Genomic DNA, 26,267 nt, shown 5'->3' with positions numbered 1-26,267 from the left:
TCGCAATGCGCAAAAAACCGCCCCCATTCGGGAGGCGGTTCTTCGGTGACGCGCTATGAATATGTTCGCTGAATTGTTCAGCGCAGAATCAGGTGCACGGATTTCTCGATTCGATCCGCCATCTCGTCGTAACTCCCGTATCCCATACCTGCCCGGACGAGCGCGCCGGCATAGAGCATTTCGAAGGTTTCGAGCACATCGATATCGGGGTCAGGGCCGAGTGCCTCGGCGATGCGATTACGGATTTCCAGACCGATGCGCACCCGCAGGTGCGAGACATCGGGATCCTGGCCGAGCAGTGCGCTGGTCACCGCGCCGGCGAGTTCGGTCTCGCCGCCGACGATCAGTGACACCTGCCGCAGGGTCGCGACGACCCGTTCCGTCATCGTCTGGCCCTCGGCGTGCTCGAGCTGCGGAGACTGCAGCAAGCGCCGCCAGAACACCTCCGCGACAAGATGTTCCTTGGAGGAGAAGTAGGTGTACGCGGTAGCGGTGCCCACGCCGGCGGCCGCGGCCACCATCCGGACGGTGAGTCCTGCGTATCCCTGCTGCTGGATCACATCGACCGCGGCCTTCGTCAGCCGGTCGACAGTGTCGGCCTGCTTCTCGGTCAGGCGGCGTCGGGTGGCCTCGAGAATTGGGGGATCGGAACGGTTTTCGGACACCAGTCCATATTAGTCGTAGTCGCGCTAATTCAGCAACACGGTGCGTGTGCGTGTCGAATAGCGAAATATGTTCCACATCACAACGATGCTGCCCGATGCCCTATTCCGGGCATCGGGCAGCATCGAATAGCGGAGACCGCCGCGGGAATTTCCGGGGGCTACGCCGGGGTCGCCGTCGCGGTGCTGTCGTCGAGCAGTCCCATGGTGTCGAGCTTGCCGCGGAGGCGGTCGAGATAGGCCACCAGGGTCTGTTCGGAGTCGTCCGGCAGGCCGTAGAGCACATCGGTGACACCGGCATCGGCCCAGGTCCGCAGCCGGTCGGCGGCCGGTTTGCGGTCGAGTGCGACCACCCGTGGCGCGCCCGGCCTGCCCGCCTCCCGCCAGATCGCGTGCAGTGCGGCGGTGCGCTCGACAACGTCGGTTTCGCCCGGGGTGGTGATCCAGCCGTCCGCCGAGCGGGCGATCCAGCGGAAGTTGCGGTCGGTGCCCGCCGCGCCGACCAGCACGGGCACCCCGGGCTGCTGCACGGTTTTCGGCCAGGCCCAGCTCGGGCCGAACTTCACGAACTCGCCGTCGAACTCGGCTTCCTCGCTGGACCACAGCGCGCGCATGGCCTCCAGGTACTCCCGCAGCATGGTGCGGCGCCGGCCGGTGGGTACACCGTGATCGGTGAGTTCGTCGGTGTTCCAGCCGTATCCGACGCCGAGGGTCACCCGGCCGCCGGAGAGGTGGTCGAGCGTGGCGATCGTCTTGGCCAGGGAGATCGGGTCGTGCTCGACCGGCAACGCCACCGCGGTCGCCAACTCGATGGTCTCGGTGACCGAGGCGGCGGTCGCGAGCGAGACCCACGGGTCGAGGGTGCGCAGATAGCGGTCGTCGGGGAGTTCGGCGCCCCCGGTGAGCGGGTGTGCCGCGTCCCGGCGCACCGGGATGTGGGTGTGCTCCGGGACGAAGAAGGAGCGGAATCCCGCCTGTTCGGCGGCGCGGGCCGCGATCGCGGGCGCGATGCCCCGATCGCTGGTGAAGAGAACTGTCCCGAATCGCATGGCTGTCACTGCCCTTCGTCGGTGTCGGCGTGTGCGGCGGCCGCCCCGGCGCGCCGCCCGAAGAAGCTGCCGTCGCCCAGCGAGGCACCCGAGACGTAGCCGCCCGCGCAGAGCCCGGCCGTGCACCGTCCCGCGGCGAACAGGCCCGCGATGGGTTCACCGTTGACGTGCAGTACCCGCGAATCCAGATCGGTGCGCAGCCCGCCCAGGGTGAATCCGGCGGTGCGCCCGCGCAGATCGAAGCCCGCGACCGGCGTGCCGATCGGCTCGAGCCATTCGGGTTTCTTGCCGAACAGCGGATCGGTGCCGGTCTTCGCGTGATGGTTGTAGGTCTGCACGGTGGTCTGCAACGCGAGTTCGGGCAGGCCCATGTCGGCTTCGAGTTCGGCGATCGACTCCGCGGCCCAGGTGGGCGGCACCCGGAAGAACGGTGTCGCGGTCTCGGTCGCGCTCGCGGCTTCCAGGGCCTGCTCGTCGATGATGAGGTACGCCTGATTCTCGTTGTGCAGCAAGGTCATCTGACCGATCCGGCCGGGATAGGTGTCCTCGGGCACGAACCGCTGGCCGCGGCCGTTGACCAGGATGCCGCGGGCCAGCAGCTGCGGATCGCCGAAGAAGGCGACCTCGGTGGCGTCCATGTGGGACAGGTCGGCGCCGAGCGCCTGTGCCATCCGGATCGCGGTCCCGTCGTGTTCTTCGATCGCCGCGCCCGGCCGTCCGACCAGCAGCGGCGCGAAGTTCTCCACCATGGTGGTGTTGTAGGCGAAACTGCCGGTGGCCAGCACGACACCGCGCCGGGCACGCACGGCGACCGGCGCGCCGAAGCGGGTGGCCAGGACACCGACGACGCGACCGTCGTCGACGACGAGCCGCCGGATCCGGATGTCGTATTCCGCGCGCACCCCGAGAGCCGCCGCGGTGTCGGTCAGCGGTTTCATCAGCATGTAGCCGCCGCCCTTGGCGCCGGTCTGCTTGTTCGCCATCTGGGGCACGTGACCGCGCGGGGCCGGTGTGGCGATCGCGTTGAACGGCGCCGCGTTCTCCCCGCCGGAATACATCAGCCCTTCGTCGTGGGGCGGTTCCCACCCCGGCTGATCCCAGAACGCCTCGCGGAAGCGGACACCGCACCCGACCAGCCAGTCGTAGTGCGCCACACTGTTTTCGGCGTAGTCGGCGATCTTCGCGCGATCGGCGCCCGGGCCCAGCGCGGCGAGCAGGAACTTCTCCATGTTCGCCGGGGTGTCGTCGAAACCGAGCGCGCGTTGCAGCGCGGTGCCGCCACCGAGGTAGACGAAGCCGCCGGCCTGGGACGCGGCGCCACCCCAGCCACCGGTGCGTTCGAGCACGAGGACATCGGCGCCGGAGCGGGCCGCCTCGACCGCCGCCGCGGCGCCCGCCACCCCGAATCCCGCGACGACCACGTCGGCCTCGAGATCCCAGTGGCCGACCTCGGCGGCGTCGACCGGGCGGCAGTTGGCCGTGTCGGTCATTTCAGCCTGCGCATTCGCGGTTCGCCGCCGTCGCGCACGCGATCGGTGACGGTGGTGATGGTGGTGTCGAGGCGGGTGCCGTTCGGCCAGCCGACGTAATGGCACAGGAACAGCGCGATCTCGCGGAGCTGTTCCTCGGTGAGTTCCTTGTTGTGCAGGGCGGCGTGGATCTGGATCTCGGCGGTTTCCATCCGGCCCTGGGCGGCGAGCACCCCGAGCAGGATCAGCCGGCGGTCCCGGTCGGTCAGGCCGGGCCGGTTCCAGATCTCGGCGAAGAGGTGGTCGACGGTGGTGGCGAAGAAGGCGCCGTCGATCTCGGGCGGCTGCCAGCCGTAGACCTCCTTCATCCTGGCCAGGCCGCGGGCGCGGGCGTCGTCGGTCATCGTCATCTCCTGTCGGTGGGCGCCGCGGTCGTCGCGGCGGGGTGGGGCAGGCCGAGACCGTCGGCGAGGTGGTCGAGGCCGAGGCGGGCGAGGGGCAGGTCGACGCCGAGTCGCTCGCCCAGGGCGATGGCCAGGGCGAGGTCCTTCTCGCCCAGGTCACGCACGTGCGACATGATCGGGTGCCAGGGATCGCCCTGGCCGATCGGCTCGGTCGTCTCGCGCCACAGGATGGCGCCGGGACCGCCGGTGACGGCATCGGAGTGGCGCACGACCTCACCGAGGCGCCGGATGTCGAGTCCGGCGCCTTCGGCGAGCCGGGCCGCCTCGGTCGCCGCGGTGAACGCGACGAAATGCAACAGGTTGCGCGCCAGCTTCATGCGCGTCCCCGAGCCGACCGGACCGGCGTGCACGACCAGATCGGCCCAGCGGCCGAACGGTTCGCGCACCGCGGCGAAGGCCGCGTCGGTACCGCCGACCATGACCGCCAGCCTGCCCTGCTTCGCGCCGTTGGCGCCGCCGCTGATCGGCGCGTCGACCAGGTCGACGCCGTGCTCACGGCACAGCTCGGCGAGCTCGACCGCGGTGGTGTCGGCGATCGTGGAATGCACGGCGACCACCGTGCCGGGGCGCGCGGTGCGCAGGATGCCGTCCGGACCGCCGACGACCTCGCGGACCTGGGCGTCGTCGAGCACGGTCACCGAGATCACCGCGGCCTCGGCAGCCACCTCGGCCGGTGTGGCGGCGACGCAAGCGCCTGCCGCCGCGAACTTCTCGGTCGCCTCGGCCCTAGCGTCGCAGACCACGAGGCCGCCGGGCCAGTCGGTGAGGCGCTGGGCCATGGGCGCGCCCATATTGCCCAGGCCGATGTATCCGGCCTTCGCGTCGGTGCCGGTCACTAGCGCATCACCTGGCCGCCGTCGATATTGAAGATCTGGCCGGTGACCCAGGCGGCCTCGTCCGAGAGCAGGTACAGGCAGGCGCCGACGAGGTCCTGCGGGGTGCCCATGCGCTTGAGCGGCAGCCGCTTCACCATGTCCTCGACAATGCTGGACGGTGTCACCGTCTTGGTGGCCTCGGTGTCGATCGGGCCGGGCGCGATCGCGTTGATCCGGATCTTGGAGCCGCCGAGCTCGTGGGCCAGCTGCTGGGTCAGGCCGTTCACCCCGACCTTGGCCAGCCCGTAGAAGCCGGAGTACACCCAGGCGGCGGTGGAGGACTGGTTGACGATCGAGCCGCCACCGGCCGACATCACCGGCCAGACCGCCCTGGTCACATTGAGCGCGCCGTCGAGGTTCACGCTCATGAAACGCTTGTAGTAGTCCCACGGGACGGTCAGCAGCAGATCCAGTTTCATGGTGCCGTAGATCGCGGCATTGTTGATCAGATGGTCGATGCCACCGAACTTCTCGGCGGTGAAGGCCGCGAGCGCGGCGGCGGACTCGGGGTCGGAGACGTCGACCTCGTGGAACACCGCGGTGCCGCCGGCCGCGCTGATCTCCTTGACGACCGAGGCGCTGGCCTCGGCGTTGATGTCGGCGACCACGACCCGGGCGCCCTCGGCGGCCAGTGCCTTGGCGTATTCCGCGCCGATTCCTTGCGCCGCGCCGGTGACGATCGCGGTGCGATCGGTGAAACGTGCCATGTCGAGTGCTCCTCGAATAGTGGTGCCGCCGGAGGTGTTCCGGCGGTCGTGGCCGGGATTCAGGCGGGGTAGGCCACGAGTTTGGTCTCGAGGTACTCCTCGAATCCCGCGACGCCCATCTCGCGCCCGATCCCGGATTGCTTGTAGCCGCCGAACGGCGCGTCGACCGCGTACCAGGTGCCGCCGTTCACGCCGAGCGTGCCGGTACGGATGGCGGAGACGACCCGGTCGATCCGAGCGGGATCGGTACCCCACACCGAACCCGACAGGCCGTACGGCGAATCGTTGGCGATGCGCACCGCGTCGTCATCGTCGTCGTAGGGGAGGATGACCAGCACAGGACCGAAGATCTCCTCCCTGGCCACCGCCGACTGGTTGGTCAGCCCGGCGATCAGGGTCGGCTCGACGAAATACCCGCTGCGGTCCGCGGGCCGCCCGCCGCCGACGACGATCTCGCCACCTTCCCGGCGCGCCAGATCGATGTAGCCCTCGACGCGTTCGCGTTGCTTGGCCGAGATCAGCGGACCGCACACGGTGCGCGCGTCGTTCGGATCACCCGCCCGCAGGCCCGACATCGTCTTCGCGGTGACCGCGAGCGCCTGGTCGTAGGCCGAACGCGGGACCAGCAGCCGGGTGGACAGCGCACAGCCCTGACCGGCGTGCACGCACACCGAGAAAGCGGCCATGGCGCAGGCGGCCGCGATATCGGCGTCGTCGAGCACCACGAACGCCGATTTGCCACCCAGCTCGAGGAAGACCTTCTTGATCGTGCTCGCGGCGGCGGCCATCACCGACCTGCCGGTCGCGGTCGACCCGGTGAACGAAACGAGATCCACGTCCGGGTGCTCGCTGAGCAGCGCACCGACCCGGTGGTCCGAGGAGGTCACCACATTGAGCACGCCCGGGGGGATGTCGGTGTGCTCGGCGGCGAGCACGCCGAGTGCGGCCGCGCACCACGGGGTGTCGGGCGCCGGCTTGAGCACGACGGTGTTGCCCGCGGCCAGCGCGGGACCGATCTTGGCGAGGTTGATCTGGTGCGGGAAATTCCACGGGGTGATCGCGCCGACCACGCCGACGGCCTCGCGGCGCAGTTGCCTGCTGGTGCGCATCCCCATCGGCTCGGCGATCGGCAGATCGGTACGCCAGGAATAGGACTCGGCCAGATCGGCGAAGAACCCGAGATCGTCCACCGGGCCCTCGAGATGCGGCCCGGCGGTGAGCATGCGCGGTGCGCCGACCTCGGCGATCGTGATCTCGCGCAGCTGCTCGACATGGTCTTTCATCGCGTCGCCGAGCTGGCGCACGCACCGCGCGCGCAATGCCGGGTCGGTGGACCAGCCGGTGTCGTCGAACGCGCGCCGCGCCGCCTCGATCGCGGCGATCATGTCCTCGGCGGTGCCTTCGGCCGCCCAGCCGAGCTGTTCGCCGGTCGCCGGGTCGGTGTTCGCGTAGACACCACCGGATCCCGGGACGAGCTTGCCGTCGATGAACAGTTTGGTGCCGTCACTTGGACGAAGGTCACTCGCCACCGTGTCTCCCTACATGTCTGGACAGGTGTCCGGACTATATTTCAATTGTCGGTGGATGCGCAAGGGGTGCGCGGGGTCCCGCGCGCGGGCCGCATAGCATGGGGAACGTGTTGCAGATGATCGTGGTGGGAGTGCTGGTCGCCCTGGCGCATTGGTTGCTGTACCGGCGGCTGGTGCTCGCCCCCGGCGTCGGCGGGGTCGCCCGGATCGCCGCGGCCGTGCTACTCGGCGTGCTGTGGATCGCCGCCGTCGCCGCCGCCGGCGCGGGCAGTGTCTTCGCGCCCGGTCCGGTGCGGGCGCTGATCTGGCTGGGGTGGGTCTGGTTCGCGGTGCTGTTCTATCTGCTGCTCGGCCTGTTGGTGATCGGGGTGGTGCTGCTGATCCTGCGGGTCGCGGGCTCGACGCGGCGCACGCGCTGGCTGCGGGTGCTGTCGGCGGTGCTGGTGGTCGCGGCGGTCGGCGCGGTCGGTGTGGGTGTCTTCCAGGCCGAGCGCATTCGCGTCGTCGAGACCGAGGCGCGCTTCGCGAATCTGCCGGAATCGTTCGACGGGCTGCGGGTGGCGGTGGTCTCGGACCTGCATGTGGGCGCGGCGCGTGGTCCGGGGTTCAGTGAGCGCGTCGTCGAGCTGGTGAATGCGCAGCAGCCCGATCTCATCGTCATCCCCGGTGATCTCATCGACGGCTCGGTCGAACTCGTGGGCAGCGATATCGCCCCACTGGCGGGATTGCGCGCGAAGTACGGGGTGCTCGGGGTCGCGGGCAATCACGAGGGTTATGTCGACGATGTGGCGACCTGGCTGGACTTCTGGGAGACCCTCGGCATCGAGACCCTGCGCAACGAACACACCGAGCTGACCGTCGACGGCGCGACGATCGACATCGCCGGTGTCTACGACTACGACGAATCCGCCCCGTACGCCCCGGATCTCACCGCCGCGCTCGACGGCACCGACCCCGGCCGCTTCACTCTCCTGCTCGCCCACCAGCCCCGCCAGGTCATCGAGGCCGCCGACCGGGGCGGCATCGAACTCCAGCTCTCCGGTCACACCCACGGCGGCCAGATGTGGCCCTTCGTCTACCCCGTCCGCTGGGCGAATCCCACCGTCTCCGGCTGGGACCGCTTCGGCGACCTGCGGATCTACACCACCGTCGGCGTCGGTGCCTGGGGGCCACCCGTCCGCCTCGGCGTCCCACCCGAAATCGTCATGCTCACTCTTCGTCGCGGCTGATCGTCGAGAATGCTGTTCTCTTGACTCGTGATTGATGTTTCCGAATCGGCTACATGATGCGCCCGCCGCGTGTAGGCACGGTGGTGGACGTCGTGGTCGAGCAGGGAGAGAACAGATGGCATCCAGGTATCGGGTCGTGCAGTGGACGACCGGGAATGTCGGGACGAGTTCGGCGCGGGCTGTGCTCGCGCATCCGGAACTGGATCTGGTCGGCTGCTTCGCGTGGTCGCCGGACAAGGCAGGGCGGGATGTGGGGGAGCTCTGCGGCGGGGCCGCCGTTGGGGTGGTGGCGACCTCGGATGCCGACGCGCTGCTGGGGCTGAAGCCGGACTGCGTGGTCTACAACCCGATGTGGATCGACGTCGAGGAACTCGTGCGGATCCTGACGGCGGGGGTGAACGTGGTGACCACCGCGTCGTTCATCACCGGCCACAATCTCGGCGCCGACCGAGATCGCATCGAGGCTGCCTGTCGCGCAGGCGGTTCCACGATGTTCGGGTCGGGAGTGAGTCCGGGATTCGCGCAGCTGCTGGCGATGGTGGCGGCGAACGCGTGCGATCGGGTGAACAAGATCACCATCACCGAACAGGCCGACACCACCTTCTACGACTCGCCCGCCACCGAACGTCCGGTAGGCTTCGGCACACCGATCGACGATCCCGGCCTGCCGGGCATGGCGGCGCGGGGCACCGCGATCTTCGCCGAGGCGGTCCGGCTGCTCGGCGACGCGCTCGGCGTGGAACTCGACGAGATCCGGTGCGTACCCGAGTACGCCCGGACCACCGAGGACCTGGATCTGGGGTCATGGACCATCGCGCAGGGCTGCGTCGCCGGGGTGTATGCGAGCTGGCAGGGTCTGGTCGGCGGCCGGGTCGTGGTGGATGTGAATGTGCGCTGGCGCAAAGGACAGACCCTGGAACCGGACTGGCAGCTCGACGGGGACGGCTGGAAGATCACCATCGACGGCCGCCCGACCGTCACCATGAATGTCGGTTTCCTGCCGCCGCCGGACTTCGAGGCCCAGACCATCGCCGACTTCATGGTGCTGGGCCACATCATGACCGCCATGCCGCCGATCCACGCGATTCCCGCGGTGGTCGCGGCGGCGCCGGGTATCGCCACCTACGCGAGTTTGCCGCTGCCGCTGCCCCGCGGCATCCTGCGCACCACCTGAGCCCGAACCGGACCGCGGATCTCCGCGCGCGGTGGCGCGGCGGTGGGGGCGCTGATCGAGCCGCCGGTCGCTACGGGCCCGCGTCCGGGTGCCGATGATCCGGCGGCGGGGTGAGATCGTCGACGACGACCACGTTCCCGCCGGACTGTTTGGCCCGGTACATCGCCGCGTCCGCGGATTGCAGCAGGCGGTCCGGTGTCGGGCGCGGACAGCGCGCGCAGCTCGTCGCGTCGAAGACCGCCACCCCGACGCTCGCGGTGACCACCACCGCGTTCTCCGGTGGCGCGGCCACCACCCGGCACAGCCGCTCGGCCTCCTCGCGCGCCCCGGTGGCCGCGATCGGGGTGGCCACCACGAACTCCTCGCCGCCGGTACGCGCCACCACCGCCACGTCCCCGGCGGCCTCGCGCAGCCGCCGGGCCGTCCGCACCAGCACCAGGTCGCCGATGCGATGCCCGAAGGTGTCGTTGACACTCTTGAACCGGTCGAGGTCGAAACACACGACACAGACCCCGGGATTGCGGTCCATCAGCAAGGGCAGCCGGTTCTCGAGGCCACGGCGGTTCAGCAGTCCGGTCAGCGGGTCCGACAGCGATTCGGTGCGCAGCAGCCAGTACAGGACATGGAAGGCAGGCAGCGCGCTGACCGCCGCCGCGAGCAGCAGCCCGACCGCGACAGCCAGGCTGAGATGGCCGCCGCCGGTGGCGATGCGCACCGCGAACACCGTCACCGACAGCAGCGACCAGGCCGTGTGCACGGCCAGCGCCCGCGCGCTGTGGAAGAAACTCAGATAGCAGCCGGTGACCAGGAGCAGCACCACACCCATGGCACCGAACAGCCGATCCGGCAACTGCAGGAACTCCACCGTGAACAGCACATCGGCGCAGCCGATCAGCGCCAGCGACTCGACCCGGCCCGGCCAGGGCACCAGCCACCAGCGCACCGCCCACACCGTTCCCGACAACACGCCGACCGTCGAGGCGATACCCGGATGACCGGGCGGCCCGACCGGCGTACCGGCGATCACCGCGCCCATCACCGCGATGACCGCGCCGGCGAGGCCGACCAGGATCCGCAGCGGCGTCAGCGCCGAACGCGCCTGCAACGTCTGGACCAGCCACGGATAGTCGACCGGATCGCGCCACCACGCGCGTAACGTCTTCCCGTCGTTCATCGACACTCACCCCCTGGTCCCGACCGTATTGCCCGTGCCGGGTGGGGGCGACCCACCCGCCGATCGGCAGTAGTCTAGGTCCGGCCCCTCCATGCCCGGCGCGTGCGTCTGTGTCGCCGGCCACTGTGGGCCGTGGTGCGGCCCGTCTCGGTGCGCAGCGCTACCGCTTCGGCGGGGCCGTCGGGGTGACCGAGGCGATCTTCCTGGTCGGTGTGCCGCCGTTGGGCGGGGCTGTCCGGGTGGTGGGGCCGGCCTTCCTGGTCGGTGTGCCGCCCTTGGGCGGGGCTGTCCGGGTGGTCGGGCCGGCCTTCCGATTCGCGGCGAGCGGGGCGGCGGTCTCGGTCCGGGTGGCCGTGCGGTTCGCCACCGGCCCTGGGTCGTCCTGGCCGGCGATCGTCGTGCCGGTGCCGCCGCCGTGACCTGTCGCGGTGATGCTCGCGGCTGTCAGCAGCACGACGAACGCGGCAGCCGCGCCGGCGAGTAGCTTGATCACTGTCATCGCATACCTCCCTGACCAGGCAATTCGGACCATCGAACCCTACGTCTGCACAGCGTGGCGACGCCGACGCCCGCTGCACGGGCAGGCGTGTCGTGCGCGGAATTGCGAGAGCTCACCGCGCGAACGCGAACCGGGGTTCTTGCCTGCGCTGGACGAGGAATTCCGCGGCACTCCCTGACCAATGCCGTCAGCTGGGCGAGGCCTGGCCGGACGGCCCATCGCGGTAAGTTACTAACTGTTTTGAATAAGATCGGACTATTTGGGCGCGCCCGGCGTGCTCGCCGCAGCGCGGCGCCCCCTGGTGTCCCGATGCGCTCTCGCGCCCGATAGCTCTGTCAATATCCCTGGAGAACCGAAGATTATTCGGTCGACTCCGCCGATTTCGGGGTCAAGCGGGCGTCGCTGGGTTGGTTCGTGAAATCGGCACACCGGTTGCTTCGGCGCTGTTAAGTTAATGCTCATTCCGCTAGACACGGCCTGGACTGTCAGTGCTTTCCGTGCGAGGAGCGGACTTGTTCGTACTCAATGAGGAGTGACGCCATGGATGGACTCAACAGGCGTAATGCGATGAAAGCGGCGGGAGCGCTGGGGGCGTTCGGCGCCCTGGCCGCGGTGACGCCGGCGCGCGCGCAACCGTGGACCTGGTCGCCGGAAGGGTCGGTCGCGGGATCCGGGAGCGGCGTGGACCCGATGACCATGTGGGACCCCGAAGCCGATGCCGTGGTCCCCGGCCTGATCGACCGGGGTGACGTCCCAGCGGTCAACGAACTGCTGCGGACCTGGAAGACCAACGGCCAGCCGCTACCGGCCGGATTGCCCTCCGACCTGCGGGATTTCATGGAATACGCGCGCAGGCTGCCGCACTGGACCGACCCCGGCAAACTCGACGCGGCGATCCAGTTCAACAAGAAGCGCGGGCTCTACCTCGGCGTGCTCTACGGGTTCGCCAGCGGCATGATGAGCACCGTCATCCCCAAGGAGGCCAAGGCGGTCTACTACTCCAAGGGCGGACACGACCTCAAGGACCGCATCACCAAGACCGCCAAACTCGGCTACGACATCGGATCCAACAACGCCTACGGCGCCGACGGGGAAATGATCGTCACCTGCGTCAAGACCCGGCTGGTGCACGCGGCGGTCCGGCACCTGCTGCCGCAGTCACCGCACTGGGTGGGCTCGGCCGAAGAGGACATCCCCATCAGCCAGAACGACATCATGGTCACCTGGCACAGTCTGGCCACCACGGTCATGAAGTACCTGCTGTCGTGGAATGTGCCGATCCCGGCGAACGAGTCCGACGGCTTCCTGCACTCCTGGCAGGTGGCCGCGCATCTGCTCGGCGTCCGTGACGAGTACATCCCCAACTCCTGGGCCGAATCCAATGCTCAATCCGCCCAGGTGCTCGACCCGATCCTGGCGGTGACCCCCGAGGGCGCGAAGCTCGCCGACCGGCTGCTCGGACTGGGCGCCAATATCGACTTCGCCATCCTCAGCAAACCGGTGCTCGGCGCGTTCACCCGGTTCCTGCTCGGGGACAAGATCGCCGACGGGCTGGGGATTCCCCGGGAAATCGTGTGGGATCCGCTGCTGCGCGTCAGCTGGGGACCGTTCATCGCTGTGCGTGAGGGCCTGCTCACCGCCGTCCCCCCGATCGGTGATCCGTACTGGTTGCTCGACGAGTTCCTGCGCAAGGCGGCGCTGATCTATCTGGCCGAACTGCGCATGCCCATCAGCATCGAGATCCCGACGATGAACCGCGACATGAGCCAGCCCCACCGCTGACAACCCTTCTACCGCAGAAAGACAAACCCTATGCGCAACACCCTCGGCCTGGCCGCCACCTCGGTAGCGGCCGCGGCACTCGTCGCCGCCGCACCCGTCGCCGCCGCCCAGCCCACCCCCGAACCCGTCGCCGATACCGGCTCCGCCGTGGTGGATTCGGCCACCAGAGCGGCCGGCTCGCTGGTCGAACTGGTCCAGCGCGGCGATGTCATCGGCGTCATTGTCCTGCTCGGCATCACCCCGATCCAGATGGTCACCGGCGGCATCTGCGACCTGGTCACCGGCGCCGGTTCCGCGAACCCCTGTAGCCCCTCCCGCTACTGACCGGGGCAGTCGCCTGACGATTCCGCCCGGTTAGGTTAGGGTACGCATACATATGCGGGAATCTGGTGAGGGTGTGGCGAATTGAATATTTCGAGGCGCGGTTTCCTGGTGGGCAGTGCGGCGGCCGGTTCGATTGCGTTGCTCGCGGCCTGCTCGTCCGGCACCGGCGGCGAGACCTACACCGGGCCACCACGACGGGGCGGAATCCTGCGCATCGGTGCCTTGGGCAAGCCGTCGGGAGTGACGAAAGATCCCTACACCCTGATCGCCAACGACAGCGACATGCTGCTGATGTCGCTGCTGCTGGATCCGCTCACGGTGCCGAATGTCGCTCCGGCGGCGACCTCGAATGTCGGTCCGCGGCTGGCGTCCTCGTGGGAAGCCGATGCGCAGCAGCGGGTCTGGACGTTCACCATCGCCGAGAACGCCGTCTTCCACGACGGCACACCGGTGCGGGCCGCCGACGTGGTGTGGTCGCTGCGGACCTTGCGCTCGCGACCCAACGGCGACTGGAAGGTGCCGGTTCCGCTCGACGCCATCACCGCGGTCGACGACCGCCGCGTCCGCCTGGTCAGCGATGTCCCGAACAGTCAGCTGCCGCTGCTGCTGCGGCTGATGACCTTCGTCATGAAAGCCGGTAGTCCGACCGACATCACCCAGGCGGTCGGATCCGGTGCCTTCGTGCTCGAGTCCTACGACGACGGCAATGCCCGGTTGCGCCGCCACGAGGGCTGGCACGGTGGTTCGGCCATGCTCGACGGCATCGAGATCACCCGTTTCGAGAGCTCGCAGGCCCTGTCGAGCGCCGTCGCCGCGGGGCAGATCGACCTCGCGTCGAATGTCGGCGCGCTCGCCGCGCGCACCGTGGCCACCCGGCCGGATCTCACCGTGGTGCGCAGGCCCAACGATCTGGCGGTGTGCCTGGCACTGCGGACCTCCGACGGCCCATTCGCCGATCCGCGTGTGCGCGAGGCGATCCGGCTCGGGATCGATCGACCGGCCATGGTCAGGCAGGTGCTCTCGGACTACGGCAGCGTCGGCAACGACGTGCTCGGCGTCGGCGACCCGGCCTACAACCGCGGCCTCGCGCAGCGGACCCGCGATGTGGACCGGGCGAAGCAGCTGCTGCGCGATGCGGAGTTCGACACCGCCGCGACCTATCGGTGCGTCACCAAGGAGGAGGCGATCGGCGAGGTCGACTCGGCCCGGCTGATCGCGACGCAACTCGGCGACATCGGGGTGCGGATCGAGGTCGTGGTCCAGGATCCGACCGCGTTCTATGACGAGTCGTGGTGCAAGCCCGCGGCGCCGATGACCACCGCGAGCTGGGCGACCAACGATTCGCTGATGTTCTATGCCAGCAAGGTGCTGTACTCGAAGACCACGGCCAACGAAACCGCCTTCCACGACACCGAATTCGACGCCGCCTACGAGCAGACCCTCGCCCTGCCCAACGGCCCGGCGCAGCGCGACACCCTGAACACCTTGCAGCGCATCCAATACGAGCGCGGTGGCTATGTGGTGTGGGGGACCGCCGACGGCATCGATATCGCCTCCGCGCGGGTCAGGGACGCGCCGACCGCCTCCGGCTACGGCCGCGTCCAGCTCGAGCGCACCTGGATGACCCCGTAGATGGTCCGCACGACCCGACTCGTGCTGGGGATCGTGGCCACCCGGCTGGGGATGCTGCTCGTGCTGCTCGCTCTGGTCCACGCCGCCGTCGCCTTCCTTCCGGGGAGCGGGGTGCGCGGGCTGCTCGGCAAGGAGGCGAGCGCCGAGCAGGTCGCCGCGACCGAACACCAGCTCGGGCTCGATCGGCCGTGGCCGTTGCGGTTCGTGGAATGGCTGCGGAATCTGGCGGGCGGAGACCTGGGGCAGACCTTGCGCGGGGTCCCGGTCGTCGAGGTACTCGGGGCGAAGTTCCTCAATACGTTGCTGCTGGGCGGTCTGGCACTGATCCTCACCGCGACGGTGTCGATCGTGTTCGGGTCGCTGTGGGCGCTGCGCCCACGCAGTGCGCTCGCCCGCACCATGGCCTCGGGCTCGACTGTGCTCATCGCGGTCCCCGAATTCGTGCTCGCGGCTGTGTTCGCGCTGGTGTTCGCGGTCTGGCTGGGCTGGCTGCCCGCCGTCACGATCCCGGACGGGGCGGGCCGGCCCGCCGAGCTGAGCATGCTGGTCCTGCCCACGATCGCGCTGGCGGTTCCGCAGACCGGCTGGAACATCCGCGTCGTGCACGCCGCGCTCGTCGACGCGGGCTCGACCCCCGCTGTGCACGCCGCCGAACTCGACGGGCTCAGCAGGGGGTCGGTGCTGTGGCACACCATCCTGCCCACGGCGCTGCCCGCGATCGCCATGTCGCTGGCGACCACCATCGGCCCGCTGCTGGCGGGCACGCTCGTCGTGGAGACGATCTTCAACTATCCGGGTATCGGCTCGGTCCTGGCCGGGTCGGTCGCCGACCGCGACGCCACCCTGGCGCTGACCGTCGTGGCACTGGCCGCGACCAGCATCATGGTCGTGCTGCTGGCCGCGGACCTGTTGCGCGCCTGGGTGATCCAGGGGCGCCGATGAGCACGGGCCGGTTCTTCGCGCGGATCGCGCCCGCGCTGGTGGTGGTCGTGGCGGTCATCGCCGGGCCGTGGCTCGCGCCGCACCCGGTCGATCGTCCCGTGACGTTTCCCTTCGCGGCACCGAGCGGCGAAGCGCTGCTCGGGGGTGACCAGCTGGGCCGCGATGTGCTGAGCCGATTCCTGCACGGTGGCTGGGATCTGCTCTTGCTGGCCCTGGTGATGGCGGTGCTCGTGACCGCCCTGGCGGCCTACCTCGGCTGCGCCGCCGCCCTGCGGCCGCGCCTCGGGACATGGATCGAACGCAGCGCCGATCTGCTGATCCTGCTGCCACCCGTCCTCGCCACCCTGATCCTCATGCTGACCTGGCCGCAACTGGGCGCGTACGGACTGATCGCCATAGCCCTGGTGCTGGGAACCCCCTACAGCGCCCGCGTTTTCGCGGCGGCCGCGGCACCGCTGGCGACCTCGGGATTCGTCGAGGTCGCCGTCGCCAACGGGGAACGGCTGCCCAGCCTGATCCTGCGCGAGACCCTGCCCAACCTGCGATCGACGGTGGCGACCCAGTTCGGCCTGCGCTTCGTCGAGTCGATCTGCCTCGTCGGCACCGCGGCCTTCCTGCAGTTGCCGACCACCTTGAGCGAGAGCAACTGGGCCACGATGGTGCGGGACTGTGTCGGGCCGGGGATGCAATTGAATCCCTGGTCGGTGCTGGCGCCCAGCCTCGGCATCATCGCGCTCGCCTTCGGTGTGCAGCGGGCGGTCGGCGCGTGGACGGTGCCGGGCCGATGAGTGACACCGAGCAGACGGTTCCCGCTGTCGCGGTCGACGGTCTGGTGCTGCGCGGCCCGGACGGCGGCGCGCTCGTGGACGATGTCTCGTTCACCGCGGCCGAGGCGACGATCACCGCCATCACCGGACCCTCGGGTTCGGGCAAGACGCTGATGATGTGGGCGCTGCTGGGCCATCTCCCGCCCGGTGTCGTGCACGAGGCGGGCACCGCGGCGATCCACGGCGAGCAGGCGCTCGTGCTCGACCCCGGCAGGCTGACCGAATTCCGCCGCAACACCACGACATTCGTCGGTCAGGACCCGGGTGCGGCGCTGCCCGGCACCATGAAGGTGAGCCGCCTCGTCACCCAGATGACACCCCGCGCCGACCACGCCGCCGCGCACGCGCTGCTGGAAAGCCTCGGCATCCCGGCGCACTACGCGGGCCGCCGGGCGAGCCAGCTCTCCGGCGGCGAACAGCGCCGCATCGCGCTGGTGCGGGGACTGTATCGCGGCACCGGCGTGCTGCTGCTCGACGAACCCTTCGCCGGACTCGACGAACGCCGCCGCGACCAGGTCGCCGAGCGGCTTCGTCAGTGGTGCACGCAGCGTGCGGTGACGATCCTGCTCACCGGCCACCAGGTGCCGTTCCTGAAGTCCTTCTGCGACAGCGTGATCGACATCGGCCGCGCGACATCGGCCGAGAGGGTGACACCCGTGCGCAGCCCAACGACCGCCGGCTCGACCGCGACGCTCACCGCCCGCGGCCTGCGCGCCACGATCGGCGAACGGGTCGTGTTCGCCGACCTCGACCTGGACCTGCGCTCCGGCGTCCTGACCGCCCTGACCGGCCCCTCCGGCGTCGGCAAGACCACCGTGGCCAGAGTGCTGACCGGCCTGCACGCGGAAGGACAGGGGCGAACCGCCGCGGGCACCCTGCACCTGGACGGTCGCACCCTCGCCTTGCGCGCCGGCCGGCGCAGCACCGTCGATCGCCGCGCCGTTCAGCTCGTTCCCCAGGACCCGCTGTCCACCCTCAATCCCGTGCGCACCGTGGGAGAAGCCATCGCGCGCCCGCTCCGCCTGCGCGGCGTCCGCGACGGGACCGCCCGCCGCGCCCGCGTCGCCGAACTGCTCGCGGAGGTCGGGCTCCCCGCCGACTACGCCGCCCGCTACCCCCGGCAGATCTCCGGCGGCCAACGTCAACGGGTCGCCATCGCCCGCGCCCTGGCCGCCGAGCCGTCCGTCCTGGTCTGCGACGAGATCACCTCGGCGCTCGACACCGCCACCAGCCACGCCGTCCTCGACCTCCTGCGGCGAATGATGGCCGACCGGCCACTGGCGGTGGTGTTCATCAGCCACGACGCCGACCTGGTGCGCGAGCACTGCGGCCAGGTGTACGAACTGGGATGAGCGCGGTCCGACGGGAAGGTGGCCGTATCCTGCCGGGGTTCGTTCGGTTCCACGCCGTCCGGCGGTGATGTCCCACTCCGTGGTCTGCCGGTGTCGGCCGCGGCGGGTTTTCGTGGGACCGTGGTGGGATGCGCGGAATCAACCACATCGTCCTGTTCGTCGCGGATCTGCCGCGCAGTATCGCCTTCTACGAGGAGGTGCTCGGGTTCGAGCGGCTCGCCGAAGGGTTTCCCGGTGGGGCGTTCCTGCGGCATCCAGGCTCGGCCAACGATCACGACCTCGGGCTGTTCCAGGGGCGGAGCCCGGCCGGGCCTGCGGGCTCGGTGGGGCTCTATCACGTGGCCTGGGAGGTGGACACCTTGGCCGAACTCGCGGCGGTCCGGGAGCGGTTGACGGCCGCGCGGGCGCTGAGCGGGGCGAGTGATCACGGGTCGACCAAGGCGCTCTACGCCCGCGACCCCGACGGCATCGAGTTCGAGGTCTGCTGGCTGGTGCCCGACGAACACGTCGAGGACGCACTCGCGCCGGGCACCTCGCTGACCGCGCCGCTGGACCTGGACGCGCAGATCCGCCGGTACGGGGCGGAGACGCCGGGTGGTCCGCGCCGGGATCCGCAGGTGTGGGCGCGGGTGGCGGCCCGGCGCGCGGCGCTGTCCTGACGCCGCGCACTCTCACTGAGCGGGAGGGTTTCTTACGCCGTCAGTCCGGTGGTGGTTACCTGTCGAAGCGGGATTCGACCGACGTGAGGTGCGCATGACAGAGACAACAGCCGGGGACCTCGAGGCGCTGGTGCGGCGCGTGCGGGTGATGGAGGACAAGTGGCAGATACTCGAGCTGCTGTCCGCCTACGGGCCCGCTGTGGACAGCGGATCGGCCGACGCCACCGCCGAGATCTGGACCGAGGACGGTGAATACGACGTCGACTCCGGCCGGCTGTGCGGGCGCGGCGAGCTGCGCGCGATGGTCGGGAGCGCGCCGCATCAGGGTTTCATCACCGAGGGGTCGGCGCACATGCTGAGCCTGCCGCACGTCGAGGTCGACGGAGATCGCGCCGTCGCGATCGGCCACACCCAGCTGGTGCTCAAGGTGCCGGGCACGACCGCGGACTTCCAGGTCGCGCGGATCACCGCCAATCGCTGGGAACTGGTCAGGACCGACGGCCGCTGGCGGGTGGAACGCCGGGTCGCCCGCCTGCTCGACGGCCGGTCCGAGGCACGCGCACTGCTGGGTGGCGTCGTTCCCCCCGCTGGCTGAACGCAAGCCGCTGCCGGGTCAGTCCGGGACCGTTCCCGGCGTGTGCACGTCCATCCAGCGCAGCATCCGGTCGACCGAGTCCGCGCAGTCCTGCTCGGCGCCCGACTCGGCCCATTCGAGCAGCGCGGCGAAGGTCGCCGCCTGGTAGGCGGTGGCGAGCGCGCGGCAGATGGCGGCGGGGGCCCCGGGGAGCCGGCGGGCGAGATAGTCCGACAGTGTGTCGATCCACGGCCGGTAGACCAGGGGCGCGGTCGCGGCGAGTTCGGGCTCGGAGGAGATCAGCCGCAGCCAATCCGGCGCCAGCTCCTGGATCCGTGGATCCCGCGACACCGATTCGACGATCGCGGTCCGGATCACCACCGCCGGCGGCGCGTCGTCGGCGGCGTGCTCGAGTACCTCGCGCAGCCGGTCGATCGCGGGCGCGACGCCGAGCCAGGCGATCTCGGCGCGCGACGAGAAGTGCCGCAACAGGGTTCGCGTGCTGATCCCGGTGGCCTGGGCCAGATCGTTCCAGCTGGTGGCCGCGAAACCGCGGTCGGTCCACAGGCGCAGCGCGTCCGAGGCCACGGCCGTGGTGCTGAGCACGGAGGGGCGGCCGGGGCGGCGGGGAACGGGCCGGGTCATCGCGAAAGCCAAACAGTTTTGGCGAAGTGTGTCAATATTGCGGCGTGGGTGTGTATGTAGTCACCGGATCGGCATCCGGCATGGGTCAGGCCGTGGTCGCCATCCTGCGCGAGCAGGGGCACACCGTGCTCGGTGTCGACCTGCGTGACGCGGAGATCATCGCGGACCTGGCCACCCCCGCGGGCAGGCGCACCGCGCTGTCCGAGGTGCTCGCGGCCTCGGACGGCACCCTCGACGGCGCCGTGCTCGCGGCGGGCGTCGGGCCCGCGCCCGGTCGCGAGCGGCCCCGGCTGATCTTCGAGGTGAACTATCACGGCGTCGTCGATCTCCTGGTCGGCCTGCGCCCGGCACTGGCCGCCGCGACCGACGCCAAAGTCGTGGTCTTCGGCAGCAATTCCACGACCACCACGCCGCTGGTTCCCGGCCGGACGATCCGCGCGTTGCTCGCCGGTGACACCGATCGCGCGCTGCGGCCGCTGCGGATCTTCGGCCGCAACGCCGCGGCCATCGCCTACGGCGCCTCCAAGATCGCGGTGACCCGCTGGGCCCGCCGCCACGCGGTGACCGCGGACTGGGCCGGGGCCGGTATCCGGCTCAATGTCCTCGCCCCGGGCGCGGTGCTGACCCCGCTGCTGGAAACGCAGCTCGCGACACCGGCCGAAGCTAAACTCATCCGCCGGTTCCCGGTACCGATCGGCGGGTTCGGCGATCCGCGCCGGCTCGCCGAGTGGGCCGTGTTCATGCTCTCGGACGCCGCGCAGTTCCTGTGCGGCAGTGTGGTTTTCGTCGACGGTGGCAGCGACGCCTACTTCCGGCCCGACGACTGGCCGCGGCCGGTGCCGCTGCGCGGCCTGCGCAACTTCCAGCGGCTGTTCCGGGGCACCGGAACCCGCTGAGCGACAGCTCTTCCGATCAATCGAACAGGAGAAAACAGAATGGATTTCGTCAACTCGTCCGCGATCGTCACCGGTGGTGCGTCAGGTCTCGGCTTGGCGACCGTGCGCGAACTGCACGCCAAGGGCGCGAAGGTCGTCATCGTCGACCTGCCCTCCTCCAACGGCGAGGCCATCGCCAAGGAACTGGGCGAGGGCGCGGTCTTCGCCGCGGCGGACGTGACCGACGAATCGGCGGTGAGCGCGGCGCTGGACGCGGCCGAGGCGCTCGCGCCGCTGCGGATCGCGGTGAACTGCGCGGGTATCGGCAATGCGATCAAGACCGTCGGCAAGAAGGGCGCGTTCCCGCTGGCCGATTTCACCAAGGTGATCAACGTCAACCTGATCGGCACCTTCAACGTGATCCGGCTCGCCGCCGAGCGCATGTCGGCCACCGACCCGGTCGGTGAGGAGCGCGGCGTCATCATCAACACCGCCTCGGTCGCCGCCTACGACGGCCAGATCGGGCAGGCCGCCTACTCCGCGTCCAAGGGCGGCATCGTCGGCCTGACCCTGCCGATCGCGCGTGACCTGGCGAGCTTCAAGATCCGCGTCGTCACCATCGCGCCCGGTCTGTTCCGCACCCCGCTGTTCGAGACGCTGCCCGAGGAGGCGCTGCAGTCCCTCGGCGCGCAGGTGCCGCACCCCTCGCGCCTGGGTCAGCCCACCGAGTTCGCCGCGCTGGCCCGCCACATCGTGGAGAACCCGATGCTCAACGGTGAGACCATCCGTCTCGACGGCGCCATCCGGATGGCTCCGCGCTGATCGTCGCCACCACGACCGCGGGCCGGGCGCGCCGCCCGGCTCGCGGTCGTCGGCCCGGTGCTCAGGCCGGTGGCTGGGACTCCACCCGATCGAGTTCCTCGTCGAGCGCCAGGGCGGCGGCGATCAGGGCCAGGTGGGTGAAGGCCTGCGGGAAGTTGCCCAGCTGCTCGCCGGAGGGGCCGATCTCCTCGGCGAACAGGCCGACATGATTGGCGTAGGTGAGCATCTTGTCGAAGGCGTAGCGGGCCTGCGGCAGCCGGCCGGTCCTGGCCAGCGCCTCGACATAGAGGAAGCTGCACAGATTGAAGGTGCCCTCGGTGCCGCGCAGCCCGTCGGGGGACGCGGCGGGGTCGTAACGGTAGACCAGGCTGTCGCTGACCAGTTCCCGGTCCATCGCGTCGAGCGTGCTCAGCCACCGGGGATCGGTCGGTGAGAGGAACCCCATCCGGGGCATGAGCAGCAGCGAGGCGTCGAGGACGTCGGTGGCGTAGTGCTGCACGAACGCCTGACGTTGCTCGCTCCAGCCGCGCGTGATGATCTGCCGGAAGATCTCGTCGCGCTCGGCGCTCCAGCGGGCGAGGTCGGCGGGTCGGGCGTGCTCGGTCGCCAGCCGGATGGCGCGGTCGAAGGCCACCCAGGTCATCAGCCTGCTGTAGGTGAATTCCTGACGGCCGCCGCGGGTTTCCCAGATGCCCTCGTCCGGGCGGTCCCAGTGGTCGGCGAGCCAGTCGACGAGGCCGGCGAAGGTCTGCCAGCCGGAGATGCCCGGCAGATCGGTGGCCTGGGCCAGCGCGTCGGCGGCTTCGCCGTAGATGTCGAGCTGGATCTGGTCCGCGGCCCCGTTGCCGACCCGCACCGGCGCCGAACCCTGATATCCGGCCAGGTGGCCGAGGGTCTCTTCGTCGAGGCGAGGGTCGCCGTCGACGCGATACATGATCTGCAATGGTTCACCCGACGCGGTGCCGCCTGCTTCGACCCGGTCCCGGAGCCAGCGGCGGAACGCGTACGCCTCCTCGGTGAAGCCGAGGTCGCTCAGTGCCCGCACCGAGAGCGAGGCGTCGCGGATCCAGGTGTAGCGATAGTCCCAGTTGCGTTCGCCGCCGATCTGTTCGGGCAGACCCATGGTGGCCGCGGCGATCGGCGCGCCGGTCGGGGCGTAGGTGAGCAGTTTGAGGGTGATCGCGGATCGGTTGACCATGTCGCGCCAGCGCCCACGGTAGGTCGAGGAACGCAACCAGGTCTGCCAGAAGTGACGGCACTGGTCGAATTCGGCGGCGATGGATTCCCAGGCCGGCGCGGGCGAGACCGCCGCGCCGGCGGGTGTGGTGGTGAGCACGACCGCCGCGCGTTCACCGGCGGACAGGGTGAACTGCGCGGTGATGTCGGCGCCGTCGGCGTGCAGCGTGATCGGGTCGGTGGTCTGGATGTGCAGATCAGCGCTGGGTGAACGGAAAACGGCGGTGTGGTCGTCGGTGTGTTCGAGAGTGTGGGTGGCGCGGCCGTAGTCGAACCGCGGGCGGCATTCGAGATCGAAGGTCAGACTGCCCCGCACGACCCGGGCGACGCGCACCAGCCGGTGCCGGGCGGCGGGTTCGGTGGCGCTGATCGGCTCCATGAAATCGGCGATCTCGCCCACTCCGTCCGGTCCGGCGAACCGGGTCAGCAAGACGGCGGTGTCGGGCAGGTACAGCTGCCGGACGGTGACCGCGGCGGTGTCTGGTTCGACGGCGATCGAGCAGTGCCCGCCCTTGTCGCTGTCGAGCAGTGACGCGAACACACTCGGCGAATCGAACCGGGGCGCGCACCACCAGTCGATGGTTCCCGCCGCCGACACCAGGGCCGCGGTCTGCAGGTCGCCGACGATGCCGTGCTCGTCTATCGGTGGGTATGCGTTCACGAACGCTCCTGCCGTCGGGACCGCCCGTGGGTGCGGTCGGCGAGTCCAGCCAAGCAGGGCGCCCGGCGCGCGTCCTCACCCGGAACGGATGAACCACCCGATGTGCGCAGAGTTCAGCGTGGACGATCCCGATCGGCCGGGCCTGCGCTGTTCGTCAACGGCATCGACCCCGGCTTCGCCAACGATCTGCTGCCGATGGCGCTGCTGGGCACCTCGGGATGTCGTCCTCACAGATCCGGCAGGGGGATGGTGAGATTGGGTGCGATGAGTCCGCCGTCGACCTCGAGAATCTTGCCGGTGAGGAACGAACTCGCCGGTGCGGCGAGAAACAGTGCCGCCGCGGCGATATCGGCGGGGTCGCCGAGACGCTGCAACGGGGTGGCCTGTTCCATCTGGGTGCGCATCGGCTCGTTGCCCGCCACGATGTCCAGCGCCGAGGTCAGGATGGAGCCGGGGGCGATGCCGTTGACGCGGATGCGCGGGCTCAGATCCATGGCGGCGCTGCGGGTGTAGTGCGCCAGCGCGGCCTTGGCCGTCGCGTAGGCGGCGAAGGCGCGCCCCGGCAGCCTGCCCATGGTCGAGGTGATGTTGACGATCGATCCGGTGCCCGCGGTCGCGAGCATCTTCGGCACCGCGGCCCGCACCAGCGCGTGCGCGGTCCCGACATTGAAGGCGAACGCCTCGGCCAGATCGTCGGGGGAGGTGTCCAGCAGTGGCCGCGGCAGCGCGCCGCCCACATTGTTGACGACGATGTCGAGGCGGCCGAACCGCTGCACCGCCGCGTCGGCGAGCCCGCTGATCGCGGCCGGATCGGCGAGGTCGGCCACGACGACGTGCGCGGTACGGCCGGTCGCCGCCACCTGCTCGGCGACCTGCCGGAGATCGGATTCGGTGCGTGCGGCGATCACCACGTCGGCGCCCGCCTCGGCGAAACCGCGCGCGATGGCGGCGCCGAGGCCGCGTCCGGCGCCGGTGACGACGGCTACCCGGTCGTCGAGCCGGAATTGGTCGAGAATCATGATCACCCCTGGATCGCGTCGAATATTCGACTAATATGTGGCGAATAGTCGAAGCAGTGTAAAGCGGGTCGTTCCCGTGGACAAGGGGTGAAATGCCGGAATCCGCATCGCCACCGACCCGCCGGGTCATCGAGGTGATGGAACTGCTGACGCGCACCGACCGGGCGCTGACGGCGTCGGAGATCGCGACCGCGCTGGCACTTGCCCGCGCCACCGTCACCGCCGTGCTCACCGAACTCACCGCCGCCGGCTGGGTGCGTCGCGACGGCGACCGCCGATTCCGTCCGGGCCCCGCACTGGCCGCGCTGACGCCCGTGGATCGGGAGGCCCTGCCGCCTGCGGTCGGTGCCGAGCTGAAGTCGCTGGCCGTCGCCGCGCAGTGCGGGGTGACGCTGAGCCGCATCGCCGACGGCAGGCTCACCGTGGTCGCCAAGGAATACGCCGACGGCGCGCGCATTCTGCCCGGACTCGCGGTGGGCCAATCCATTCCGCTGGCCTACCCGGCGGGCGCCGCCGTGATGCCGTGGCGGCCCGAGCCGGAACGCAATGCCTGGCTGGCGACCGCGACCGGCCCGGCCCGCCGCGACGCCCCCGCCCTGCTGCGCTTCGTCACCACCCACCGGTGCGCGGTGTTCCGCCCCGACTCCGACGACGCAGGCCTCGTCGACGTGCTGGCCGAACTGCTCGGCGCGGTGGGCGCCGAGGTGATGCAACCGGAACTCCGCGCCCGTGTCCTGCGCCAGTTGTCCCGCCTGACCGCCCGCCCCTACCGGGAAACCGACCTCACCACCACCGACCCCCTCCCCGTCAGCTACCTGTCCGCCCCGGTGTTCGACAGCTCCGGCGCACCGTACGAAGTGCAGATCGGTCCACTGCGCCCCACCGTCAGTCACACCGACCGCCTCCGGTACGTCGACACCATTTGCCGAGGCGCCCAGTCGATGTCGAAGGTTCTCGACCGGCGCGGGTGATCCGAAAAGCTACCGGCAATGTGAATGCTGTGCGGCAGCAGGACCGGGGCGGCGGGCCATTCAGCTTCCGGACAGTGTGATCGCTGTGGGGGCGGCGGGGACGGGTCCGCCGGGAGTAGTCGGGTAGTAGGCGGGGGTGGTCGTGCCGTCGAGGAAGTCGGCGGTCCAGGCGAGGGCGAGGGTGTGCAGGGTGGTGACATCGGTGCTGCGGGGATGGCCGCACAGTGTCTCGCCGAGTAGGTCGGAGCTGGTGCCTTCGGCGTCGGTGTGGGCGCCGTGTGGCAGGCGGACGCCGACGAAGGGTCGGTGCAGCCGGGTCTGCACGGCGTCGGTGCCGGTGCCGAAGTTGTTGCACAGCGAAGGTGGGGCCGAGATGGTCAGGGCGGGCAGGGTGGTCGTGTCGATGCCTGCCAGCGCTCGGTCGGTGTTGTCGCCGAGGAAGGATTTCACCGGATCGAAGAGCACGATACCGTGCAGGCGTGCCCACGTGCCCGGTGACCGAGTCCGCAGCTGATCGGCGACGAAGGCGACGGCCTCGGCACCGGCGGAGTGTCCGAGGAAGACGAGATCGGCGGGCAGCGAGGGTGTTTCGTGCCCGGCGCGGGCGGCGGCGGCCGCGAGGCTGATGGTCAGGGCGCCTGCCGGATCGCCGGCGGTGGCGAACAGGTCGGCGACGTGGGCGAGGAAACCGGTGTTGTCGCCGAGGTTCTGCAGGGTGCAGCCGGACAGGTCGAGGAACGGGAGGGTGGGCGCGAACACGAGGTAGCCGTGCTCGGCGAAGTCGGTGGCGAGATCGGCGAGCTGGGCGCTGCTGCGGGCGAATCCGTGCTGGAGCCAGATCAGTGCGCGGGGTGTGCCGGTGGGCAGGTACCAGTCCGCGACCTGGTCGAGAACTCCCGCAGCGCAGGGGATCTCGATGGCACCGGGCAGGTGTTCGGCCGCCTGGGCGGCGGGTGCGGCGGTGCACAGCAGCATTGCGGCGACCGCCGCCAGGAGGGGAGTGCGGATGATCACGATGACTCACAGGGGACGAGGGGGTCGACGGGCGGACGTCCCGCCAGTTTGACGAGAGAAGCGGTGTTTCCATCGAAAGAGCGGACTCTGTTTCGTTAGAA

General features: G+C 70.0%; 26 protein-coding genes and 1 pseudogene. 14 read left to right on the top strand and 13 right to left on the bottom strand.

Annotated elements, in window-relative coordinates:
* Window positions 1–77: 77 nt before the first annotated feature.
* The 7 genes from ACFXK0_RS12570 to ACFXK0_RS12540 form a co-directional block, all read right to left on the bottom strand.
* On the bottom strand, window positions 78–665 hold the full coding sequence (locus tag ACFXK0_RS12570) for a TetR/AcrR family transcriptional regulator (RefSeq protein WP_379410238.1): 588 nt from the start codon (window positions 663–665) through the stop codon (window positions 78–80).
* A gap of 158 nt (window positions 666–823) precedes the next feature.
* Window positions 824–1,711, bottom strand: coding sequence for an LLM class F420-dependent oxidoreductase (locus ACFXK0_RS12565; protein ID WP_379410429.1), 888 nt, complete (start codon window positions 1,709–1,711; stop codon window positions 824–826).
* Window positions 1,712–1,716: 5 nt separating this feature from the next.
* Window positions 1,717–3,201, bottom strand: coding sequence for an FAD-dependent oxidoreductase (locus ACFXK0_RS12560; RefSeq protein WP_379410237.1), 1,485 nt, complete (start codon window positions 3,199–3,201; stop codon window positions 1,717–1,719).
* A complete protein-coding gene (locus ACFXK0_RS12555; RefSeq protein ID WP_379410236.1) occupies window positions 3,198–3,584 on the bottom strand; it encodes a carboxymuconolactone decarboxylase family protein in 387 nt (128 codons plus the stop codon). Before ACFXK0_RS12555 ends, ACFXK0_RS12560 begins: the two co-directional genes overlap by 4 nt.
* Window positions 3,585–3,586: 2 nt before the next feature.
* Window positions 3,587–4,480 carry an NAD(P)-dependent oxidoreductase gene (locus tag ACFXK0_RS12550; protein WP_379410235.1) on the bottom strand — a complete coding sequence of 298 codons (894 nt, stop codon included), beginning with the start codon at window positions 4,478–4,480 and terminating at the stop codon, window positions 3,587–3,589.
* Complete coding sequence (locus ACFXK0_RS12545; protein WP_379410234.1) at window positions 4,480–5,226, bottom strand: SDR family oxidoreductase; 747 nt, start codon at window positions 5,224–5,226, stop codon at window positions 4,480–4,482. Before ACFXK0_RS12545 ends, ACFXK0_RS12550 begins: the two co-directional genes overlap by 1 nt.
* Window positions 5,227–5,285: 59 nt before the next feature.
* Complete coding sequence (locus ACFXK0_RS12540; RefSeq protein WP_379410233.1) at window positions 5,286–6,755, bottom strand: aldehyde dehydrogenase; 1,470 nt, start codon at window positions 6,753–6,755, stop codon at window positions 5,286–5,288.
* A 107-nt stretch (window positions 6,756–6,862) separates the two neighbouring features.
* Between ACFXK0_RS12540 and ACFXK0_RS12535 the strand changes: the two genes are divergently transcribed.
* The gene (locus ACFXK0_RS12535) at window positions 6,863–7,984 is read left to right on the top strand and encodes a metallophosphoesterase (RefSeq protein ID WP_379410232.1); all 1,122 of its coding nucleotides are present in this window, start codon (window positions 6,863–6,865) and stop codon (window positions 7,982–7,984) included.
* A 115-nt stretch (window positions 7,985–8,099) separates the two neighbouring features.
* Entirely contained in the window at window positions 8,100–9,158 is a 1,059-nt protein-coding gene (locus tag ACFXK0_RS12530) for a dihydrodipicolinate reductase (RefSeq protein WP_379410231.1), read from the top strand.
* 70 nt (window positions 9,159–9,228) lie between these two features.
* Here ACFXK0_RS12530 and ACFXK0_RS12525 read toward each other — a convergent pair whose 3' ends face one another.
* Together ACFXK0_RS12525 and ACFXK0_RS12520 are read right to left on the bottom strand one after the other, a co-directional pair.
* Window positions 9,229–10,332 carry a GGDEF domain-containing protein gene (locus ACFXK0_RS12525; protein ID WP_379410230.1) on the bottom strand — a complete coding sequence of 368 codons (1,104 nt, stop codon included), beginning with the start codon at window positions 10,330–10,332 and terminating at the stop codon, window positions 9,229–9,231.
* Window positions 10,333–10,492: 160 nt separating this feature from the next.
* Window positions 10,493–10,831 (bottom strand): hypothetical protein, encoded by a 339-nt coding sequence (locus ACFXK0_RS12520; RefSeq protein ID WP_379410228.1) that lies wholly within the window; start codon window positions 10,829–10,831, stop codon window positions 10,493–10,495.
* Window positions 10,832–11,371: 540 nt separating this feature from the next.
* Between ACFXK0_RS12520 and ACFXK0_RS12515 the strand changes: the two genes are divergently transcribed.
* From ACFXK0_RS12515 to ACFXK0_RS12480, 8 genes are all read left to right on the top strand, one after another.
* A complete protein-coding gene (locus ACFXK0_RS12515) occupies window positions 11,372–12,613 on the top strand; it encodes an oxygenase MpaB family protein (RefSeq protein ID WP_379410227.1) in 1,242 nt (413 codons plus the stop codon).
* Window positions 12,614–12,643: 30 nt separating this feature from the next.
* Window positions 12,644–12,937, top strand: coding sequence for a hypothetical protein (locus tag ACFXK0_RS12510; protein WP_379410226.1), 294 nt, complete (start codon window positions 12,644–12,646; stop codon window positions 12,935–12,937).
* Window positions 12,938–13,018: 81 nt separating this feature from the next.
* Complete coding sequence (locus ACFXK0_RS12505; protein WP_379410225.1) at window positions 13,019–14,569, top strand: ABC transporter substrate-binding protein; 1,551 nt, start codon at window positions 13,019–13,021, stop codon at window positions 14,567–14,569.
* Window positions 14,570–15,511, top strand: a complete 942-nt coding sequence (locus ACFXK0_RS12500) for an ABC transporter permease (RefSeq protein WP_379410224.1) — start codon at window positions 14,570–14,572, stop codon at window positions 15,509–15,511. It abuts the gene before it with no gap.
* A complete protein-coding gene (locus ACFXK0_RS12495) occupies window positions 15,508–16,299 on the top strand; it encodes an ABC transporter permease subunit (protein WP_379410223.1) in 792 nt (263 codons plus the stop codon). The genes ACFXK0_RS12500 and ACFXK0_RS12495 overlap by 4 nt, the downstream gene beginning before the upstream one ends.
* On the top strand, window positions 16,296–17,690 hold the full coding sequence (locus tag ACFXK0_RS12490; protein WP_379410222.1) for an ABC transporter ATP-binding protein: 1,395 nt from the start codon (window positions 16,296–16,298) through the stop codon (window positions 17,688–17,690). The genes ACFXK0_RS12495 and ACFXK0_RS12490 overlap by 4 nt, the downstream gene beginning before the upstream one ends.
* A gap of 128 nt (window positions 17,691–17,818) precedes the next feature.
* Window positions 17,819–18,349 (top strand): VOC family protein, encoded by a 531-nt coding sequence (locus ACFXK0_RS12485; protein WP_379410221.1) that lies wholly within the window; start codon window positions 17,819–17,821, stop codon window positions 18,347–18,349.
* A 94-nt stretch (window positions 18,350–18,443) separates the two neighbouring features.
* Window positions 18,444–18,944 carry a nuclear transport factor 2 family protein gene (locus tag ACFXK0_RS12480; protein WP_379410220.1) on the top strand — a complete coding sequence of 167 codons (501 nt, stop codon included), beginning with the start codon at window positions 18,444–18,446 and terminating at the stop codon, window positions 18,942–18,944.
* An 18-nt stretch (window positions 18,945–18,962) separates the two neighbouring features.
* Here ACFXK0_RS12480 and ACFXK0_RS12475 read toward each other — a convergent pair whose 3' ends face one another.
* Entirely contained in the window at window positions 18,963–19,568 is a 606-nt protein-coding gene (locus ACFXK0_RS12475) for a TetR/AcrR family transcriptional regulator (protein ID WP_379410219.1), read from the bottom strand.
* A gap of 44 nt (window positions 19,569–19,612) precedes the next feature.
* Between ACFXK0_RS12475 and ACFXK0_RS12470 the strand changes: the two genes are divergently transcribed.
* Window positions 19,613–20,464 (top strand): SDR family oxidoreductase, encoded by an 852-nt coding sequence (locus ACFXK0_RS12470; protein ID WP_379410218.1) that lies wholly within the window; start codon window positions 19,613–19,615, stop codon window positions 20,462–20,464.
* Between the two features lie 39 nt (window positions 20,465–20,503).
* Entirely contained in the window at window positions 20,504–21,265 is a 762-nt protein-coding gene (locus tag ACFXK0_RS12465) for a 3-hydroxyacyl-CoA dehydrogenase (protein ID WP_379410217.1), read from the top strand.
* A 61-nt stretch (window positions 21,266–21,326) separates the two neighbouring features.
* On the opposite strand, the gene ACFXK0_RS12460 is transcribed toward ACFXK0_RS12465, so the two are convergent.
* Window positions 21,327–23,162, bottom strand: a complete 1,836-nt coding sequence (locus ACFXK0_RS12460; RefSeq protein WP_379410216.1) for a glycoside hydrolase family 15 protein — start codon at window positions 23,160–23,162, stop codon at window positions 21,327–21,329.
* Window positions 23,163–23,309: 147 nt separating this feature from the next.
* Between ACFXK0_RS12460 and ACFXK0_RS12455 the strand changes: the two are divergent.
* Window positions 23,310–23,375: pseudogene (locus ACFXK0_RS12455) on the top strand (hypothetical protein); the annotation flags it as partial.
* Between the two features lie 14 nt (window positions 23,376–23,389).
* Here the strand turns inward: ACFXK0_RS12455 and ACFXK0_RS12450 are convergent.
* Window positions 23,390–24,181, bottom strand: a complete 792-nt coding sequence (locus tag ACFXK0_RS12450; RefSeq protein ID WP_379410215.1) for an SDR family oxidoreductase — start codon at window positions 24,179–24,181, stop codon at window positions 23,390–23,392.
* A 92-nt stretch (window positions 24,182–24,273) separates the two neighbouring features.
* Here ACFXK0_RS12450 and ACFXK0_RS12445 point away from each other — a divergent pair, with 92 nt between their 5' ends.
* Entirely contained in the window at window positions 24,274–25,152 is an 879-nt protein-coding gene (locus ACFXK0_RS12445) for a helix-turn-helix domain-containing protein (protein ID WP_379410214.1), read from the top strand.
* A 60-nt stretch (window positions 25,153–25,212) separates the two neighbouring features.
* Here the strand turns inward: ACFXK0_RS12445 and ACFXK0_RS12440 are convergent, their stop codons facing one another.
* Window positions 25,213–26,166: an alpha/beta hydrolase gene (locus ACFXK0_RS12440; protein WP_379410213.1), complete on the bottom strand. Its 954-nt coding sequence runs from the start codon at window positions 26,164–26,166 to the stop codon at window positions 25,213–25,215.
* Window positions 26,167–26,267: the final 101 nt, after the last annotated feature.

The sequence above is a fragment of the Nocardia sp. NPDC059177 genome (assembly GCF_042755165.1).
In the GTDB taxonomy this organism is placed as follows: Bacteria; Actinomycetota; Actinomycetes; order Mycobacteriales; family Mycobacteriaceae; genus Nocardia.
Note: the sequence above shows the minus strand (reverse complement) of the source record. Positions and strands in the feature narration are given on the sequence as shown.

What these genes read in the sequence shown, in the direction of transcription:
- ACFXK0_RS12520 (WP_379410228.1), bottom strand. Translation starts at nt 10,831, where the DNA reads ATGACAGTGATCAAGCTACTCGCCGGCGCGGCTGCCGCGTTCGTCGTG.
- ACFXK0_RS12480 (WP_379410220.1), top strand. Translation starts at nt 18,444, where the DNA reads ATGACAGAGACAACAGCCGGGGACCTCGAGGCGCTGGTGCGGCGCGTG.
- ACFXK0_RS12545 (WP_379410234.1), bottom strand. Translation starts at nt 5,226, where the DNA reads ATGGCACGTTTCACCGATCGCACCGCGATCGTCACCGGCGCGGCGCAA.
- ACFXK0_RS12500 (WP_379410224.1), top strand. Translation starts at nt 14,570, where the DNA reads ATGGTCCGCACGACCCGACTCGTGCTGGGGATCGTGGCCACCCGGCTG.
- ACFXK0_RS12475 (WP_379410219.1), bottom strand. Translation starts at nt 19,568, where the DNA reads ATGACCCGGCCCGTTCCCCGCCGCCCCGGCCGCCCCTCCGTGCTCAGC.
- ACFXK0_RS12490 (WP_379410222.1), top strand. Translation starts at nt 16,296, where the DNA reads ATGAGTGACACCGAGCAGACGGTTCCCGCTGTCGCGGTCGACGGTCTG.
- ACFXK0_RS12530 (WP_379410231.1), top strand. Translation starts at nt 8,100, where the DNA reads ATGGCATCCAGGTATCGGGTCGTGCAGTGGACGACCGGGAATGTCGGG.
- ACFXK0_RS12510 (WP_379410226.1), top strand. Translation starts at nt 12,644, where the DNA reads ATGCGCAACACCCTCGGCCTGGCCGCCACCTCGGTAGCGGCCGCGGCA.
- ACFXK0_RS12445 (WP_379410214.1), top strand. Translation starts at nt 24,274, where the DNA reads ATGCCGGAATCCGCATCGCCACCGACCCGCCGGGTCATCGAGGTGATG.
- ACFXK0_RS12525 (WP_379410230.1), bottom strand. Translation starts at nt 10,332, where the DNA reads ATGAACGACGGGAAGACGTTACGCGCGTGGTGGCGCGATCCGGTCGAC.
- ACFXK0_RS12565 (WP_379410429.1), bottom strand. Translation starts at nt 1,711, where the DNA reads ATGCGATTCGGGACAGTTCTCTTCACCAGCGATCGGGGCATCGCGCCC.
- ACFXK0_RS12485 (WP_379410221.1), top strand. Translation starts at nt 17,819, where the DNA reads ATGCGCGGAATCAACCACATCGTCCTGTTCGTCGCGGATCTGCCGCGC.
- ACFXK0_RS12465 (WP_379410217.1), top strand. Translation starts at nt 20,504, where the DNA reads ATGGATTTCGTCAACTCGTCCGCGATCGTCACCGGTGGTGCGTCAGGT.
- ACFXK0_RS12495 (WP_379410223.1), top strand. Translation starts at nt 15,508, where the DNA reads ATGAGCACGGGCCGGTTCTTCGCGCGGATCGCGCCCGCGCTGGTGGTG.
- ACFXK0_RS12555 (WP_379410236.1), bottom strand. Translation starts at nt 3,584, where the DNA reads ATGACCGACGACGCCCGCGCCCGCGGCCTGGCCAGGATGAAGGAGGTC.
- ACFXK0_RS12515 (WP_379410227.1), top strand. Translation starts at nt 11,372, where the DNA reads ATGGATGGACTCAACAGGCGTAATGCGATGAAAGCGGCGGGAGCGCTG.
- ACFXK0_RS12560 (WP_379410237.1), bottom strand. Translation starts at nt 3,201, where the DNA reads ATGACCGACACGGCCAACTGCCGCCCGGTCGACGCCGCCGAGGTCGGC.
- ACFXK0_RS12450 (WP_379410215.1), bottom strand. Translation starts at nt 24,181, where the DNA reads ATGATTCTCGACCAATTCCGGCTCGACGACCGGGTAGCCGTCGTCACC.